This window comes from Ardenticatenales bacterium, from assembly GCA_020634515.1.
GTDB lineage: Bacteria > Chloroflexota > Anaerolineae > Promineifilales > Promineifilaceae > JAGVTM01.
Genome location: JACKBL010000008.1, coordinates 1 through 17,593, shown reverse-complemented (window position 1 = coordinate 17,593; position 17,593 = coordinate 1). Strand labels below are relative to the sequence as shown.

Here is a 17,593-nt window from a genome sequence, read left to right as displayed (position 1 = left end):
TCCGCTAAGTGACTATACAGGTCATCTGCCCAGATTGGACCAATTTGCTCTGGTTGAATCTTATTGATGTCTACAAAATTGGTCCAATCTCTCGGAGACGTGAATAGTTACTCCGCTAATTTAATTACGGACAGCCACTCAGGCAACGGGCCAGTCGTGCCCTCATACTTCTCATTTCGTATCCAATCAGCTTCCGAGACAGTGCCCGGTGGTCTCATCCTGCCGCTTCAATCTCGCGCGGCAGGCGAATGCTCACCTCCGTGCCGTGAACCGGGCGATTGAATTTGATCTGGCCGTGCAAATCTTCACTTACCAGGGTATGGACGATTTCCAAACCGAGGCTGCGGGGAAGCGGCGCAGGCATCCCCACGCCATCATCCCGCACCAACACCACAATCTCCCGCGGCGAGCGCCCCAGCGAAATATCCACGCGCCCCGCCTCACGCCCCACAAAAGCGTGTTCCAACGCATTTTGCACCAACTCATTCACCACCAACGTCAGCGCCGTCGCCGCCCGGCTGGGCAGCAGCAGCGTCTCCCCCTGTACCTGAATCGTCAAATGCCGCCGCGGATCAACCATGCTCTGCGCCGTCATACGCGCGATCCGCTCCAGCACATCCTTCACCTCCACCAGCGTGAACCCACGTTCCGACAACGCCTCGTGGACCGTGGCGATGCTGTGAATGCGGTGGATATTCGTCTCCAGCACATGGCGCGTATCCAACCGCTCCGCCTCGGGAATCTGCAACTGCATCAGCATGGCCACCGTTTGCAGATTGTTCTTGATACGATGGTGCATTTCCCGTACGATAGCCGCGTTCGTCACCAGGCGCGCATTCTCAATAGCCAGCGCCGTCTGGTTTGCCAGGGTAACAAACAGCGCCCGTTGATCATCGCTAAACACACGCTCACGCGCCGTATAACAGTTGAACACCCCAATCACGTGGTCGCGCACGCTCAAGGGCACGGAAAGCAGCGAAACCAATCCCTCGCTGCGCGCCAGTTCCGCCCCCTTGTACAACGCATTCGTGGAAACATCCCGCACGTACATGGGCACGCCCATAACGGCCACCCGTCCCGTCACACCTTCGCCCAGTGGCAGCGGCGGACGGTGGCTGTAGGGGCTGGTGGTGCGCTTCGCCGAACGCAGTTCCAGATGCGTGCCGGTCTCGTTGAGCAGGAAAATGGAACACACGGCTGCGTCCATCGTACGCGCCGCCATTTCCGTGACGACGTTCAGCATGTCATCCAGGTATTGCGGGGCGGTGACGGCTTCGCTAATTTGCGCCAACGCCTGGAGTTCGTCTATCTGGCGGCGCTGGCTGTCGTACAACTGCGCTTTCGCCAGCGCGCCGGCTGCCAGATCGCCAATCAGAGACAACACCTCCACTTCATCGGCACTGAAGGCGTGTGGGGTAATGGTCTGCACATTGAGCGCGCCAATGGGCTTCGCCTCAATCACCAGGGGCACGGCCAGTAGCGAGTGAAAGGCGGTTTCGTCCGCTTCCTCCACCCATTTGAAATGGGCATCATCTTGCGCATGGGTGGCATAGACGGGCTGATTGCGACGCACAGCGTGCCCCGTCATCCCTTCCCCCACGGAGAGCGTGGCGCGACCGAGCGCGCGCCGGGCCAATCCGGTCGTGGCGCGCAGGCGCAGTGTCTCGCCATCGGGATCGAGGAGGTAGATGGCGCAGGAGTCTACGTGCATGACCTCGGTGGTTTTGCGCACGATCAGATCAAGCGTCGTGTCCAGGTCCCAGGCGGCGCTGAGGACGCGGGCGATCTGGCGCAGGGCGGTGAGGGCTTGAGGACGGGTGGAGGGGGTTTGTGCCGGCATCTGCAATCATGGCCAGTAGACACTCATCAATAAACAACCCTTGGGAGAGCCATCCGGCGCTCTGTCCCACGGCGTCGTAGGCGGATTCTACCAGGAGAATGGACCGAGGGCGAGACGGCTTCTCGTCAAAGCGGGCAGGCGAAATCCCCTTGCGGGAATCGTCGCTTGAAAGCGGGGCCGTAATCGAGTATGCTACCAGAAGCCCCAACATCGCAGACAAAACTCACAAATGAGGCGGAAATGGCATAATGCCGGCAAGGATCGGCCTCCGGCTTCAATCGCGCAGCACCCACCAACGCTGCCGTAGACATTGCGCGCACCCCGTGCTATTGTCAATTTGAATCATACGGGAGGTGTAAAGTGCAGAGATTAGGAGGATGGTTATTACTGAGTGTGGTCGTACTGCTCTGTAGCGTGATCAGTTTCTTGAGTCCCGGCGTGGCGCGCGGAGCGGCTGCGGGAGGTGAGGAGAAAGTCATCAGGTACGGTCCGGTGATGATCCCCGCCGTGGGGCCGTATGGGCCGGGGTACGGGCAGCTTGAAATAGTGGATACCGGCATGGAAATGCCGTGTACGGATTGTTACATTACAAGCATCAGTTTTGACGTTGTGCGCGAGGATGGGTCTACCTTGAATCGGGGAACAGACCCCTCCATTGTGGCTACGGGCAGCCTGAATAACCTGGCGCGAGTGTCAGCGGCGTGTGGCACGATTGGGGAGCAGATATTCATCGGCAATCCAGACCGGACGCCCCTGTCTTTTCCGCCAGGCTACGGCTACTACAATCCGCCAGGTAGCGTCTGGTCGGGAAAGACTCATTTCAAGAACTGGTCCACCGACGTAGCGGAGGCGTATGTAGAGATCACGTACACCTATCTGCCGGCAAGCGCGTCGCTCACACATATGACCCCGATCCAGATTGCCCAATCCGGCTGCCAGGGGCGCCTGGCAAGCGCGTTTCGCTGGCGACCCTTTTATACCGCGCCTGAAGGATATTCGGACGCCCAAATTGAACTGACCCTGGACCGCGGCGGGGATATTGTGACCACGTTTGGGCACATGCATGATTTTGGCATCAGTAACGCGCTGGAGTACCTGGGGCCTGATCCGACCTACATTTGCACGTCCATTGGCAGCTATGCCATTGGCTCCGCGTTTGCGCCGGTCGGACCCGGCAGCGGCATAGACGAAGGACACCCTGTGTTGCCCCACTTTCTGGACCCAGGAGATCCAAACTTCGCCGGGCATCTGGAGCGGATGGACCTGTGTTGGTCCAATTTCCACGTGAATAAGGGGGACACGGTACGCCTACACACGCAGTATTACACGTCCATGGTAGAACCAGGAGCCATGGGGAACATGGTGATGTACATGGACGTCACGGACCCGCCCGTGTGTACGCTATCCATGCAACTCGGCTATGCGGAGAATTCGCTGAACGTCGGTTTCATTCTGGGCACCCTGCATGAAGCAAACTGGAATTTGTGGATGATAACGGACAATGGCGCGGTGGCACTCGTTTCGAACCGTCCGCTCCCCGTGATTGCCCCTGTCATGAGGATATTCAATTCCATTCCATCCTTCCCGCACCTGGGCAAGGTATTGTTCGTCACGACTTTGACCACGCCAGAAAGCGGCGTGGTGTGTTCTTATTGGGATGCGGTGGACACGGGGGCGGCAACCGGCGAGACCCAGGCCGCCGGTGTTTCCAGGTTGATGGAGAGTGACTGGGTGACGCTGCAACCCGCCGTGCCATCTTTGGCGCAACCGCAAGGGATTTTCGGGCATGAGTTGACGCCGCCGGATCAGATGGCCGGTCGCGGCGCCGTTTTGAATCCGGCCAACGGGCATTACTATGAGGCGTTCGCCACGCCGCTGGGGATCAATCTGGTAGACGCGGCGGACAGGGCTTGGGCGGCAACATTGACGGGCTATGAGTCCTACCTGGCGACCATTACCTCGCAACAGGAAAATGATTTCATTGTTGAAAATTTCCCGGAGGTGGTGGGTGAATCCGGTTATTGGGTCGGGGGCAGCCAGGGGTTGGACAGCCCGGAACCGGATGGCGGATGGCAATGGGTAACGGATGAGGCTTTTACTTATAGCAACTGGCAGGTGGGGCAACCGGATGATGCCGGCAGTCAAGACGCGATTCATTTCTACACGGAGCCGGGCAAGTGGGATGATCGCGCCAGAATGGACGGCCTGTCGGGCTACGTCGTCGAGTATGAGCCGACGTGTACGCTGGAGATGAGTGCCAGCTACGATGCCGGCACGCTGGCCCTCAGCTTCAATCTCGGCAGCCTGAAAGAAAACACGCAATGGAACACATGGATCGCCTATCAGGGCTATCTGTTCCCCCTGTTCTCGCGCGCTTTGCCCCTTATCTATCCGCCTATCCCTGTCAATCTTTCGCTGCCGCGGTTCCCGCATCTACGGACCATTGGCATTCTGACAACGCTGGCGACGGCAGCGGAGGGGATCGTTTGCGCCGACTGGCAACAGGTAGATACAGGCTCCGCGATGGCCAGGGATGGTTAGTGGCCGTTCGCAATTAAGTTAGCGGAATGGCGCGAACAGCTTGTCAGTAACCGTGCGCAAGAAGTGTGAAGTTGTTTTCGGACGGTTACTTGTGGCTGTTCGCAATCAGGTTAATAGGACCTGTCCACCAAATGGACAAACTAGAGTTAATTGGTCCTGAAAATGGACTGCAAAAGTCTCAAACCAGCTTTGACATTGAAACGCCCGGCTACGACTTTTATAGCCTGCCCTGAACTGGCGTTTTGGGAATGGAGGCTTTAGCCGGGCCACATATGGCGGTTCGACCCGGCTAGAGCCGCAGTTCCGGCCAACATATATGGATTTTGCCAGGCGCCAGATAGGTGCAAAGGAAGTCACGTGGGGCGGGTGATTTTTGTTACTTTACAGTTTATGACAGCATCTGTATAAAGAGTATGGGGGAGTGTGACATTCTCTGGGGGAGATACGGAACGCGGTGCAAGGAGTGTGTATCCATGTCCCTGTTGGCGTCTCTGCCTCGCCTGCTAAGAAGCAAACTTGTCATGCTCATTTGTCTTGCGTTTCTCGTTCTGGTGGCGGCTTCGCCTGTTCCGGGCGCGGCGGGCGCGGCAGGTTGCGAGCCGATTGTCATGGTCACGAGCGACGCGGACCGTGGCCCCGGCAGTTTGCGCCAGGCGATCTTGGACGTGTGCGCGGGGGGCGAGATTGGCTTTGATTTGCCAATGCCGGCATCCATCCTCCTCACCGGCGGCCAATTGACCATAGACAAAGCCCTGACCATCAACGGACCAGGGACCGACCAGTTGACCATTAGCGGCAACGGGGAATCGCGCATTCTGCTCGTAGGCGTCAGCGGCAAAGGCGTCAACTTGAATCATCTCCGCCTGGCAAATGGCAACGAATACAACTATGGCGGCGGCATCCTGAATGCGGGTGAACTGCACCTGACCGACACCCTGCTAGAGAACCATTCCGTTGATGCGGTGCAATCGTCGGGTTACGGCGGGGCCATTTTCAATCAGGGAATCCTCTTCGTTACTGACACACTCATCCGCGCGAATTCCGTCCATACAAGTGGTCTGTATACGGCCGCCCTGGGCGGAGGCATCTATAATCAAAACGGTGTGCTATTCATGTACCGCGACACCTTGAGCCAAAACCAGGTCTATGGCGGTGGCGGTCCAGAAGCGGCGGCCATAACCAATCTAAACGGTCTGGTGACGATCCTGAACAGCACCATCAGCGGCAATATGGCCATCTATGACAGCGGCGCCCTCCTTAACCTGGGTGGTGTCATGCACGTCAGCCACAGCACGGTGGCCAATAACCGTGTCGATCCTATCGCGCCAGGTTACGCTATCTTGAACGGCGAGGGGACGCTTGATTTACGAGACAGCATCGTAGCCAATAACGAGGTGGCCGCCAACTGCGCGCCATCACTGATCACGTCGTTGGGATATAACCTGGCCGACGATGATTCCTGCAACCTGAATGGGCCAGGGGATTTGTCCAACAGCAATCCCCAATTAGGCGCGCTGAAGGTGAATGACGTCGGTCTGCCGACACACGCTCTCCTGACCGGCAGCCCGGCGTTGGATGCCGGCATTTGCACTGACTTCGACAACAACCCGGTCCCGAACGATGGTCGCGGCCTGCCCCGTCCCGTTGATGGCCCCACCCTGCCCAATGCCGCCGACGGCTGCGACATAGGCGCGGTGGAAACGCAGGCGGTGGACCTGGAGCCACGCAAACGCATCGGCGAGGGCATGCCCATACCCGGACAGCGCGTGGATTACGTCATCACGCTCACCAACCACGGCGTGATGACGACCACAACGGCGATTGTCTCCGATACGTTGCCGTCGGAACTGACCTTCGCCGCTCCCGTCACGCTGGACCCACCCCAACCCGACGCCATCCTCGCCCACGACGCGGCGGACCTGCCCATGATTGGCAGCAACCTCTCGCTGGTGCATGGGCAAACCATCACCCTCACCCTGCCCGTCACCATCAATCTGGACGTTCCCTGGGGGCAACCCATCACCAATACGGTCATCGTCAACAGCGACGAGGCCCTGACGCCACACCAAACCACCTACATTGCCGCCGCCTGCGCGCCGGCGCTACCCGTCACCAACAACGCCGACGATGGCCCTGGCAGCCTGCGCCAGGCCATTCGCTTCGGCTGTCCGGGAGCGACTATCGCCGTGGACTTCGCGCAGCCAATCACCATCACGCTCACCAGTGGGCAACTGTATCTGAACAAACCGTTGCGCATCGTCGGCTCCGGCGCGGGCAAGGTCATCATCAGCGGGGGCGGGGAGAACCGCGTTTTCTACGTTGGCCCCTATCAGGTCAGCCTGGAAGGCATGACTATCCGCGATGGCGAGGCGGAAATTGGCGGCGGCATCTATAACGATGGCGGCGATCTGCGGCTGGCATTCACGCGCGTTATGGAAAACGAAGCCACGTCGGCGCTGGCTCGCGGCGGCGGCATCTTCAGCGAGGCGGGGAGCCTGCGAATAAGCGACAGCGCGATTGCCGGCAACGATGTGCAAAGTTCGCAGAATAGTGGTCAGGGGGGCGGCATGTACGTTTATGCCGGCAACGTCCTCCTCAGCCACAGCACGGTGGCGGACAACGAATCAAACCTCTACGGCGGGGGCATTTCCGCCAGCGGCTACGTCGATTTTCACATCTTCAACAGCACGATTTCCCACAACGAAGCCACCTATTCAGGCGGCATTGCCGCCGGGCGTTACGCCAAATTCTTGATTGAAAACAGCACGATTGCCGCAAACGAAGGCGGCAGCGGCGCCGGCATCGCCGCCAGCCTCGCCGCCATCACGCTGCGGAACACGATCATCGCCCACAACGGCATCGGCAACTGTACCAACGACGGCGGCCAGTATGAATCGCGTGGCTACAACCTGGACAATGATGACTCTTGCCATTTAACGGCGGAGACGGATCTGCCCAACGAGGAGCCGTCACTGCTGCCTCTGGGCGATTATGGCGGGGCGACGGCCGTTCATGCGTTGGCGGCGGGGAGTGTGGCGATTAATGCCGGCAGTTGCTTCGACGACGGCGGCAACTTCCTCCCCGACGACCAGCGCGGCATCCCTCGCCCCCAGGGTGACAATTGCGACATCGGCGCATATGAATGGGTCGGTATCGCGTTGCGGATTGTGTATCAGTACTGGATGAACGATGGCAGCAGGGATCAGGGACGCTACACGTTGCTGGCGGATGGCAGCTACGTCGATGGATACAGCGCCACCGGCTTGTGGAGATTTCAGCCCACGCCGTCGCCACGCTTGCTGCTGCGCTACGATCCGGGGCTAAGCTGCAATGCGCTGTCCGTCGGCTATTTTGTCTCACGCACGGAACTACGCGGCTGGCGGCTCTGCCGCGATGGTTCCGGGGCGATTGGCTATTGGATAGGCCAGGTTACAGGGAGCGAAGCAATGTTATCTGTGCCGGCATCACCGTAACCCACTCCCCCCCCCGCGCCTCCCCCCCGCACCAGTTCCACCTGCAACTTCGGCCCGATTTCTGGCGGTAGACGGCGCACCGCCTGCCGCCAAAGAGGGGGTAAGCACCATGCTTTTCCAACAATCCTTTCCGAAAGACAAAAGGACAATCGGGGCCATCATCGTAGTCACACTCATGCTGGCCCTGCTGATCTCGTATTCGTTCCAGACAGCCGCCGCGCAGCCCGCGATGGGGGCGTTGGCGCAAAGCGAAGATTGCCTGCCCGCCATCACCGTCACCAGTGCCGCCGACAGCGGCCCCGGCACGCTGCGCCAGGCGCTTGTTGATGTGTGCGACGAAGGGGAAATTGACTTTGATCTGCCGCAGCCGGCAACCATCACGCTAACAAGCGGCGAACTGGTCATCACCAGAACCATGACCATTCAAGGCCCCGGAGCCAGCATGTTAGGTATCAGCGGCAACAATGCCTCCCGCGTCTTCAACGTGAGCGGAAGTGGCGTGGCCATCCGTGGGCTGACCATTCGGGATGGGCACATCAGCGGGGATGGTGGCGGTATCTACAATACCGGTTCCCTTAGCGTGCAAGACAGCGTCATCTTCAGCCATTATTCCGGTCATGATGGCGGTGGGGTGATGAACGACGGCGGCACGCTTTTCATCATCGCCACCCTCATCCGGGATAACATGGCGCATGGCGGCGCCGGCATCTTCACCGCGCACGGCACCACCGTCGTCAGCCATGCCAGAGTACTCAGCAACATTTCCAACGACGACGGCGGCGGCGTCACCAATGACGGGGGCCGTGTGATCATCAATAACAGCACCATCTCCGGCAACATCACCAGCGACCTGGGCGGCGGCGTCCACAATCGGGGCGACACACCTATCATGCTGCTCAGCCAATGCGCACTCACCAACAATCATGCCGGCGGCAAAGGAGGCGGCATTAGCAACGAGGAAGCAGACCTCATTCTGGTATTCAACACCACCGTTTCCGGCAATGTCACCAGCCTCGGCGGCGGCATCTACAATCGCGTGGGCTTGATCTACTTGCAAGGCAGCACGATTACGGCTAACCAGGCCAGCACCGGCGGCGGCGTCAACAGCTACGTTCACGCACAAAGCCAGGTCTACGTAAACAACAGCATCATCGCCAACAATCTGGCCGGCGAACAATGCGTCGGCGCGCCGCTCATCTCTCTGGGCTACAACCTGTCCGGCGACGGCTCCTGCAACCTGACCGGTCCCGGCGACCTGCCCAACACGGACCCGCTGCTGGGTCCGTTGCAGGACAATGGCGGTCCGACGTTGACGCACGCTTTGTTATCGGGAAGTCTGGCGATAGATGCCGGCAACAACGACACCTGCCTCCCCACCGACCAACGCGGCATCCCTCGCCCGCAAGGGCCGGCCTGCGACATCGGCGCATACGAAGTCGAAGTCACCCCGCCATAAAAAACTGGAGCAGTCTCGAAGACTGTTCCAGTTCGTAGGAGAGAATACAAAAGTCTGGCAGACTTTTGTATTCTCGTTATCCAGGCGAATCGCGCCGCTTGACGCGCCGCGTCACGCGCCGTAGTACAGCAAAAACTCATACGGATGGGGGCGCAAACTGACGGGACCAACTTCATGTTCAAACTTGTAGGAGATGAACGCCTCCAGCAAGTCCTCTGTAAAGACGCCCCCTTCCAACAAGAACGCCTTATCCGCCGCCAGCGCGTCCAGCGCTTCGTTTAGCTTGCCCACCGTCGTGGTCACTTTGGAGATGTTCTCCTCGTCGAACAGGTCCATGTCCGCGGCCGCGCCCGGATGAATCTTGTTCTTGATGCCGTCCATGCCGGCCATGACCATCGCCGCGAAGGCCAGATACGGATTGGCGGCGGGATCGGGGCAGCGGAACTCAACGCGCTTGGCTTTCGGCGAGTTGGAGTACATGGGGATGCGCACGGCGGCGGAGCGATTGCGCGCCGAGTAAGCGACGACGACGGGCGCCTCGTAACCGGGAACCAGACGGCGGTAGGAGTTGGTGGTGGGCGCAACGATGCCCAGCAGGGCGTTGATGTGTTTGAGAATGCCGCCGATGTAATAAAGTGCCATCTCACTCAGGCCGGCATATTCCGTGCCGGCAAAAAGTGGCTTCCCATCCTTCCACAAACTCTGATGCGTGTGCATGCCGGAACCGTTGTCCGCGTAAATCGGCTTGGGCATGAACGTGGCCGTCTTCCCATTCGCCTTTGCCACGTTCTTCACAATGTATTTGTACAACTGCACCTTATCCGCCATCGTCACCAGCGAATCATACTTCAGGTCAATTTCGCACTGGCCTGCCGTCCCCACCTCGTGGTGGTGCACCTCCACATCCAGACCGGAAGCAATCATCACGCGCACCATCTGGGAGCGAATATCCTGCAAGGTGTCAAAAGGAGCCACCGGGAAGTAGCCCCGCTTGTGCGGCACGGAGTGCCCAAAACCAAAAATGCCGGAATTCCACGGTCCTTCAATGCTGTCCACCTGATAGACGGAGGAGTATTCGCCGGCGGAGTATTTCACCTGGTCAAAAATGAAGAACTCCGCTTCCGGGCCGATAAAAACCTCGTCGGCAATGCCGGTAGCGCGCACATAGTCCACGGCTTTCTTGGCGACGTAGCGGGGATCGCGTGAATACGGCTCGCGCGTCAACGGGTCGTATACGTCGCACACCAGGCTGAGCGTGGGCGCGGCGCAAATGGGATCCATCACCGCGGTGTCCGGGTCGGCAATCAGGATCATGTCGCTGGACTCAATGCTCTGGAAGCCGCGAATAGAGGAGCCATCAAAGCCCATCCCTTCGCTGAAGGCGGTGTCCGCGTCAAACGCTTCCACGGGCATGGAGAAGTGCTGCCATTGTCCAAACAAATCGGTGAATTTCACGTCTACAATTTCAACGCCCTTCTCTTTGATATAGGCCATCACATCGCTGGGGGTTTTCATAAACTACGATCTCCTTCAAAAAAATCATGTGGGACGAGTTTCTGGCTCGCCTGAGAAAAGTTGATGGTCGATGGTTGGTAGTTGGTCGTGTCGCCACGCCGACAAGTAGCGGGCAAGAAAGTGAAAACGCCCCACACACCAACCAGATGGTTGGTGCGGGGGCGTCGTGACCCTAAATAGTATCCTATTGACGGGCGGGAGTATAGCCAGAGTGCGTTCCGGTGTCAAATGCGCTTGTCAGCGCATCTCAGACCGGCGGACGTTCCGTCTTCCTACCACCATGAATGGGCTGTTCTACCAGCCACCGCGCCCGCCGCCGCGACGGTCATCACGGCGATCATCGCGCCGCCCACCGCCGCTGCCACCGGGACGACCACCGCCAGAGCGTCCGCCACCGAAGCGACCACCACTGCCGCCGCCGCTGCGGGGTTCGCGCGGCTTGGCTTCGTTGACGGTGAGGGTGCGACCACCAAGATCCGTGCCGTTCATGCCGGCAATAGCCGCTTCCGCTTCCGCTTTGTCAGGCATTTCCACAAAACCAAACCCGCGTGACTGACCGGTATCTCGATCCAGGATGATGACCGCACGATCAACCGTCCCAAATGCTTCAAATGCCTCTTGCAGCTCGTCTTGAGTCGTCTGCCGTGGCAAATTTCCAACGTAGATATTCATGTAATCCTCCGAAAAAGGTAATAGATGCTGCATCTATTCCGAAATCAGCACACACTGGCTGATTCGTACCCGATGCCAACAAACAGCGACTCACGCGGGACTCCGAGAGGAATCCGCGGCGGGTCAATAGAGCAACCCGCGTCACCAGATAGCGCCTGTTGAGGCCAGGGCCAGAATGGCGCAACCTGTCCGCAGGCTGCAAGAAAACGAACGAAGACCCTGGTGTCGTATCGGGAACCGCGCCAAACGGTTCTTATCGTTTCTGTTTCCAGGAATAGGGGATGCCGGCATTCCACCAGCCAAACATGTTTAGAACTGGCGCTAAAAAAAACGTGAATTGCAGCACCAGTTTGAAGGAGCGGTAAGGAAACACCCTTGTTGCCTTATTTAATTTCCGCGCCTTAGCGTCACCCAACAACCACTGAGCCTGAATCTAGTGCACATGACCGTGCGCCATCTCTTCAGGGGAGGCTGCCCTTAAACCAACAATTTTAACGTCAAAAAACAACGTTTCGCCCGCCAACGGGTGATTGAAATCCAGCACGACGCTATCCGCGCGCACCTCGTCCACGGTCGCGTCGAACGTCGCGCCTGAATCGGTGTCGCGCATCTGTAGTCGCATTCCTACTTGCAAATCCATCCCCGTGGGGAAAGCATCACGGGAAACCAATTGGAATTCATCGGCGTTCAACTCACCATACCCATCGATCGGCTCCACCACAACCTTCTTCTCATCCCCCACCCGCATTCCGTACAATGCAGACTCCAGACCAGGAACAATCTGGCCTATTCCCTGCAAGAACTCCAGCGGTCCCTGCGGCGCGGAACTGTCAATTTCGTTTCCATCATCCAGACGCAGCGTGTAGTCCATACGGACCACCATGCCATCATCAACCATCAGGGCATCATTACTCATCAGCCACTCCTCAAATCATTGCGCAGGCCGCTACCTGATTCACCGCCTCCGTTGGCTCGCACGCTTGGAGCAAACGATGAGGAGAAGCTATCGCTGGACACATCGCAAAAAAAAGCCCAGACAAGCCAGTCTGGGTCGTCTCGTTAACGTCACATCAAAAAACAAAAGATAATAGAAAGATACAGCGGATTTTCGTTCCTGTCAAGGACGGCGCGGGCAGTCCGCGTCCCATCATCTTGAATCGGCGTGGCCTGTGTTATACTGGATGCCCTATGGACCTTCCTGACGAACCCATCAGCACTCGCTCCGGCCCATCCGGCGATACGGTTATCACCACGTTTAACCTGTGCAACCTGTTTCCCCCATCCGTGACGCCGGCAGACCATGATCAGGGAATCGCGCAGGCATTCGTCGAAGTGCAGGTTGCCAAGCTCTCGCTGGCGATTCGCCAGGAACTGCGGCTGCCCCCGGTGATTGTGGTGCAGGAAGTCGGTGGCGTGGAGATACTGCGGCGGCTGGCGGCGCATGTCAACCGTCATGCACCGCCAGGCACGCGCTACGAGGGAATTTCGCTCCCTTGCAGTGACCGGCGGGGAATTGAGGTAGGGTTTCTCTGGGATGAGGCTCGCTGCGGCCTGTCGCGGGCGTGGCAGCTTGAGGGGCCGCGCGTGGAAGCGGCTTTCGGTCCGGATAGCCCCAGTCCGGGGCGGGAGCCGCTGGTGGGGGTGTTTCACCTCAACGGGCAGGAGGTGATGATTGTGGCGAACCATTTCAAGAGCGATCACGTGCCGGCATCTCTGTCCGCGAACAAGGAGCAAATGCTGCGTGTCTTCCAGGCGCAGCGGCGAGCGCAGGCGCAGGTCGTGCGCGATTTTGCCACACAGGTGCTGACGGAAAATGTGGCGGCGCTGCTGATGGTGGCGGGAGACTTGAATTATTCGCCGCCGCGCACCGGAGGAGATCCCACGAACAGCCCTTTGCGAATTCTGGCGGGCAGCGGGCAGGAGCCGCCGCTGACGAATCTGCTGCCGCTGAAAGGGGAGGCGACGGCGTACACGTTTAGGCGGAATGGCGCGCCGGAGACGTTGGACCATATTTTTGTCAGTGAGGGGCTGCGGCGACGTTTTGCCGGCATTGACGTCCTCCACTTCAACGCCGCCTCGCCCCATTTCCTGCACATCGATCCCAGCACCCCGCGCGGTGCATCCGACCATGATCCCGTGGAAGCCCGCTTCTGGTTCGCCGGAACCGTCCCGTTTCCCTCATCCCCGACTCAGGTTTTGCCGGCATCCGTTTGGTAACTGCTCCCGATCATGCTAAAGTTCCGCACTATGAAGCGTCGAATTCTCTTAGCCAGCCTATTCCTGGCGGTGCTGCTCGTGACAAGCCGAACCCAGCCCACCGCGCAGGCCCAAGCCGATCCCATCTCTGAAACATTGCGCCTGGTGAACCAGGTGCGCGCCGCCAATGGGTTGCCCCCGTACCAGTACAACGCCACATTAGCCACAGCGGCGCAGATACACGCCAACTGGATGGCCGCCACCAACACCTACAGCCACACGGAAACCAATGGCTCCACCCCCTACAGCCGCGCCGTGGGCGTAGGCTACCCCAGCACCGGGTACGTCTCGGAAAACATCGTCGGCGGCACAAAGTTGTCGCCGCGCCAGGCCGTTATCTGGTGGGAGAACAGTCCGGTGCATTTTGCCGGCATGGTCTCCAGCAACAACGTGGAGGCAGGCGTCGGCTTTGCCTCCAGCGGCGACCAGAACTACTACGTCCTGGTCATGGGCCGCCCGCCCGCGCCCGGCCAGGAAACCGCCCTCGCGCCGCGCGCGCAAGAACCGCAGGCGCAGCCCCTCTTCATCACGCCCGTGCAGTTGGCCCCCCCGCGTGATGATGGCTCCATTGTCCACATCGTGCAGCCGGGGCAGGCGCTGTGGACGTTGGCCGCCTACTACGATGTAGACCTCGCCTATCTGGAACTGATCAACGGCCTGCCGGACGACCCCTTACTGCGCACCGGGCAGGAAATCCTTATCCGCCTGGCGGAAGGGCAAGCCCCGCCGCCGACGCCCACGCCGCCGCTGAACCATACGGTGCAGGAGGGGGAAACGCTCTGGTACCTGACGTACAAGTACAATCTGGAGATGGAGACGTTGTTGTGGCTAAACGGCCTCACGGAGGACGCGGTGTTGCAGCCGGGTCAGTTGGTGAAGGTGCGGCTGGCGGAAGGAGAAGCCCCGCCGCCGACGCCCACGCCGCGGTTGCAGCATATTGTGCGCGCGGGGGAAACGGCGTGGACGATTGCCGCGCTGCATGGCCTGACGTTGGGCCAGTTGTATGCGCTCAACGGCCTGACGACGGACCCGGTGCTGCATCCGGGGGATTTGCTGTGGATTCGGGAGCCGCTACCCACGGCAACCCCGCCTTATCCTCCCACGTTTACGCCCGCGCCCACACGCACGCCGGCTGCTGAATTGACACCGCCGATGCCGGCATTCTCCCCCACCCCCATCCCCACAATCACCTCCGCCGCCACTGCTACCCCCCTGGTCCTAAACACCGCCAGTTCCCTGCCGGCAACACCGGCCAACAACAATCTGTTACTCGTTGCTGTCGGGCTGCTCATCCTGGGCGGTTTCGTCATGCTCGTGCTGCGTCGCGCCTGACCCGCCTCGCGGTGCGGCCCACGCTTCTCACTCCCATCATTCCCAAAAGCAGCTCCTAAGTGGCTGTCCGCAATTAAGTTAGCGGAAATGTGCGGACAGCTTGTCAGTAACCGTCCGCGAAAAGTGTGAAGTTGTTTTCGGACGGTTACTAAGGAACGGAATTTCAAGCTGAGCCTGTCGAACTCCGTGTTACCTGAAAAAAGAGCGGCGCGAACATTCGCGCCGCTCTTTTTTTTTCGGCCAAGCCGGGAACCGGGGCGTCATTTTCGTTGCGTGGTGATGCCAAAAGGCGCGTAGAGAGGGCAGAAGCCAACGAGGCTGGTCAGCAGCAGCAGGATGGCAATGATCAGGCTCACCAGCGCGACTGTGCCGCTGACGACGTGGGCAAAATAGAGGATGCCCAGCACAACAGCACCCAGAAAGCGCACTACACGGTCCAGGTCGCCCATGTTTTTGGTCATGATGATTTTCTCCGTTTGCACGTCACGGGGGTTGGGAAACGATGGCTGGTCCTGCGAATTCAGGACCAGCCATTTTGCCATAGGAATTAGGCCAGGAGACCAGGGGATCGGAGAAAGTGAGGCGGTGCGTCGGCGGCGTCCGGGTGGACTCGCACCACGTTGAGTCCCCTGCTACCCCGGACTCCATGCCCGTGAGTCTATGCGAGAATGGGCGGCGGCGTTAGGGAGGATTGTCACTATTTATGATGCCAAAGATCAGGTGCGGGGGGGCGGGGAGTCAGGGGGCGAGAAATGCCGGCATCCACACCCAATAAGCCGCCTCCATCCCCCGCGCCGCGCCCGAATCCGCGTCAATCATCAGGCCAGCCGTATCCACTACCTCAAAATCGTGCCCTTTCACCGCCGCCAGCGCCACCACCAGCATATCATTATCCCACCGCTCATCCGGCTCGCCGCTGATGTACCAGTCGCCGCCATTGTCCGCGATCATCATGCCTTACTCCTGCAACGCCGTGAGGATCACGCGCACCGGCGGCGGAAACAGCGACACATCAAACGAGGCCTTCAGGCGCAGGCGCAGCCCCATCGGCGGCAACGCGGGGTCATCATCGTCGGAAGCGAAGTGACGCGCCGGCCAGACGTAAGCGCGGCGCGTTTCGCTCACTGTAAAGCGCAGCGCGTGGTCAATCCGTCCCGCCGCGACCTCATCGTAGCGCACTAGGCCGGGGAAAATGGGCAGCCCGGCGGCGTCGGCGGAGGTCCAACCGGCGGGGCGCAGGTCGTTGCTCGTCAGGTCGTAGCCGGCTCCGGAGCCGGCCTGCCAGCTTTGGTCGGGTTGCGGCCAGGCGTAGTACAACTCGTAGAGGCGGCAGTTATCTTCGTCGAGGACGATGACGTGCCGGTCGCCGTCGCTCTGTGGGCCACCTTCAATAGGGGCGTCCGGGGGCACGGGGTAAGGACCTGGGTCGCTTTCGTCGCCATACCAGATGAAGTCAATGGGCACGGGGGGCTGGTTACCGCCAACAGTGACGGTGGGGATGCCGATGGGGCCGCCAGCCCACAGTCCCGCGCCGAAATCAGGGTGTAGTCCGGTGTCCGCGCCGATGCCGGCAATAAAGACATCAGACATCGGGTGAACGGGCAAATCGTCTACGCGCGTATTCCAGATATTGTCGGCGGGGAAGATGGGGCACGTGGTCGGATGGGCGGTGGGGGGCATTGGGGTTGTCGATGGCGGCAGATGACAAAACGCCGTCAACGTCATCATCAGCAGCAGCACGACAAATGAGCGTGTCATAACTTCTCCTTCGAGAAAAATCTTCCCGGAAGCTTCGTCACGGATGATGGCCCTGGGGAGCAGCTTCCGGGAAGATGTTGTCATTTATGGCGGTACGCCGCGGCGCGTGCCGTCTCCTCTACATCAGCGTGCATTCTCTCCCGCTTCATCAGGACGCCCTTCGGGGAAGAACTGATAACCGCCGCGCCGCGTCACCAAATACATGGGCTGGGTCGGGTCTGGCTCGATTTTCAGGCGGATGCGGCGCGCCACCTGGTAGACCGCTTCCGTGGAAACGCCAGCGGTGTTTTCCACCTCCGACCACGAATTCGTGATCAGGTCGTCATGTGAATGGGGCACGTAGGGATGCGACAGCAGGTACGTTAACACAGCTTGCTCTAGTGGAGCCAGGTCTTCCACCCGTTTCGCCCCCTGGTAGATTACTTTGGTTTTCCCTAACTGGAAGTTAATACGGGATGAAAATGTGGGTGTATTGAGGCATGATTAGGGTGTGAAGAAAACCAACACCAATACACCCACGAAAATAGATTAGCAGGTGCAACAAGCAATTGAGCAAATGGTTTCCTCTTTGCCCAAAGTATAATGACCCCCAAAAACTAGACCACAAGCTAAGGTGGATAGAGGTATCATTGTCATCAGCTTGTGGAGGCAACAAATGACACAAAAACGTAAACAGTACAACATGCAGTTCAAGTTCAAGGTGGCGCTGGACGCCGCCAAAGGGGTCAAAACTATCAACCAGCTTGCCAG

The 17,593-nt window shown here is 59.4% G+C and carries 11 protein-coding genes and 1 pseudogene; 5 read left to right on the top strand and 7 right to left on the bottom strand.

Going from position 1 to position 17,593, the window contains the following annotated elements; all coding sequences use genetic code 11:
• Positions 1-214: 214 nt before the first annotated feature.
• The gene (locus H6650_19120) at positions 215-1,840 is read right to left on the bottom strand and encodes a GAF domain-containing protein (GenBank protein ID MCB8954120.1); all 1,626 of its coding nucleotides are present in this window, start codon (positions 1,838-1,840) and stop codon (positions 215-217) included.
• 360 nt (positions 1,841-2,200) lie between these two features.
• On the opposite strand from H6650_19120, the gene H6650_19115 reads away from it, so the two are divergent.
• The 3 genes from H6650_19115 (at position 2,201) to H6650_19105 (ending at position 9,310) form a co-directional block, all read left to right on the top strand.
• Entirely contained in the window at positions 2,201-4,381 is a 2,181-nt protein-coding gene (locus tag H6650_19115; GenBank protein MCB8954119.1) for a hypothetical protein, read from the top strand.
• A gap of 521 nt (positions 4,382-4,902) precedes the next feature.
• Positions 4,903-7,854, top strand: coding sequence for a hypothetical protein (locus H6650_19110; GenBank protein ID MCB8954118.1), 2,952 nt, complete (start codon positions 4,903-4,905; stop codon positions 7,852-7,854).
• Positions 7,855-7,963: 109 nt separating this feature from the next.
• Positions 7,964-9,310, top strand: coding sequence for a hypothetical protein (locus H6650_19105; protein ID MCB8954117.1), 1,347 nt, complete (start codon positions 7,964-7,966; stop codon positions 9,308-9,310).
• A 111-nt stretch (positions 9,311-9,421) separates the two neighbouring features.
• On the opposite strand, the gene glnA is transcribed toward H6650_19105, so the two are convergent.
• From glnA to H6650_19090, 3 genes are all read right to left on the bottom strand, one after another.
• Positions 9,422-10,825 (bottom strand): type I glutamate--ammonia ligase, encoded by a 1,404-nt coding sequence (glnA, locus tag H6650_19100; GenBank protein ID MCB8954116.1) that lies wholly within the window; start codon positions 10,823-10,825, stop codon positions 9,422-9,424.
• 294 nt (positions 10,826-11,119) lie between these two features.
• Positions 11,120-11,497 (bottom strand): RNA-binding protein, encoded by a 378-nt coding sequence (locus H6650_19095; GenBank protein MCB8954115.1) that lies wholly within the window; start codon positions 11,495-11,497, stop codon positions 11,120-11,122.
• Between the two features lie 433 nt (positions 11,498-11,930).
• Positions 11,931-12,413: a peptidylprolyl isomerase gene (locus tag H6650_19090; protein MCB8954114.1), complete on the bottom strand. Its 483-nt coding sequence runs from the start codon at positions 12,411-12,413 to the stop codon at positions 11,931-11,933.
• Between the two features lie 272 nt (positions 12,414-12,685).
• Here H6650_19090 and H6650_19085 point away from each other — a divergent pair, with 272 nt between their 5' ends.
• Together H6650_19085 and H6650_19080 are read left to right on the top strand one after the other, a co-directional pair.
• Complete coding sequence (locus H6650_19085) at positions 12,686-13,714, top strand: endonuclease/exonuclease/phosphatase family protein (protein MCB8954113.1); 1,029 nt, start codon at positions 12,686-12,688, stop codon at positions 13,712-13,714.
• 78 nt (positions 13,715-13,792) lie between these two features.
• A complete protein-coding gene (locus tag H6650_19080) occupies positions 13,793-15,085 on the top strand; it encodes a LysM peptidoglycan-binding domain-containing protein (protein MCB8954112.1) in 1,293 nt (430 codons plus the stop codon).
• A 260-nt stretch (positions 15,086-15,345) separates the two neighbouring features.
• On the opposite strand, the gene H6650_19075 is transcribed toward H6650_19080, so the two are convergent.
• The 3 genes and pseudogenes from H6650_19075 to H6650_19065 all read right to left on the bottom strand — a co-directional run bounded on the left by H6650_19075 (position 15,346) and on the right by H6650_19065 (position 17,242).
• Positions 15,346-15,546, bottom strand: coding sequence for a DUF2892 domain-containing protein (locus H6650_19075; protein ID MCB8954111.1), 201 nt, complete (start codon positions 15,544-15,546; stop codon positions 15,346-15,348).
• A gap of 277 nt (positions 15,547-15,823) precedes the next feature.
• A pseudogene (locus H6650_19070) lies at positions 15,824-16,810 on the bottom strand (hypothetical protein).
• A gap of 156 nt (positions 16,811-16,966) precedes the next feature.
• Entirely contained in the window at positions 16,967-17,242 is a 276-nt protein-coding gene (locus tag H6650_19065; GenBank protein ID MCB8954110.1) for a winged helix-turn-helix domain-containing protein, read from the bottom strand.
• Positions 17,243-17,593 lie beyond the last annotated feature (351 nt).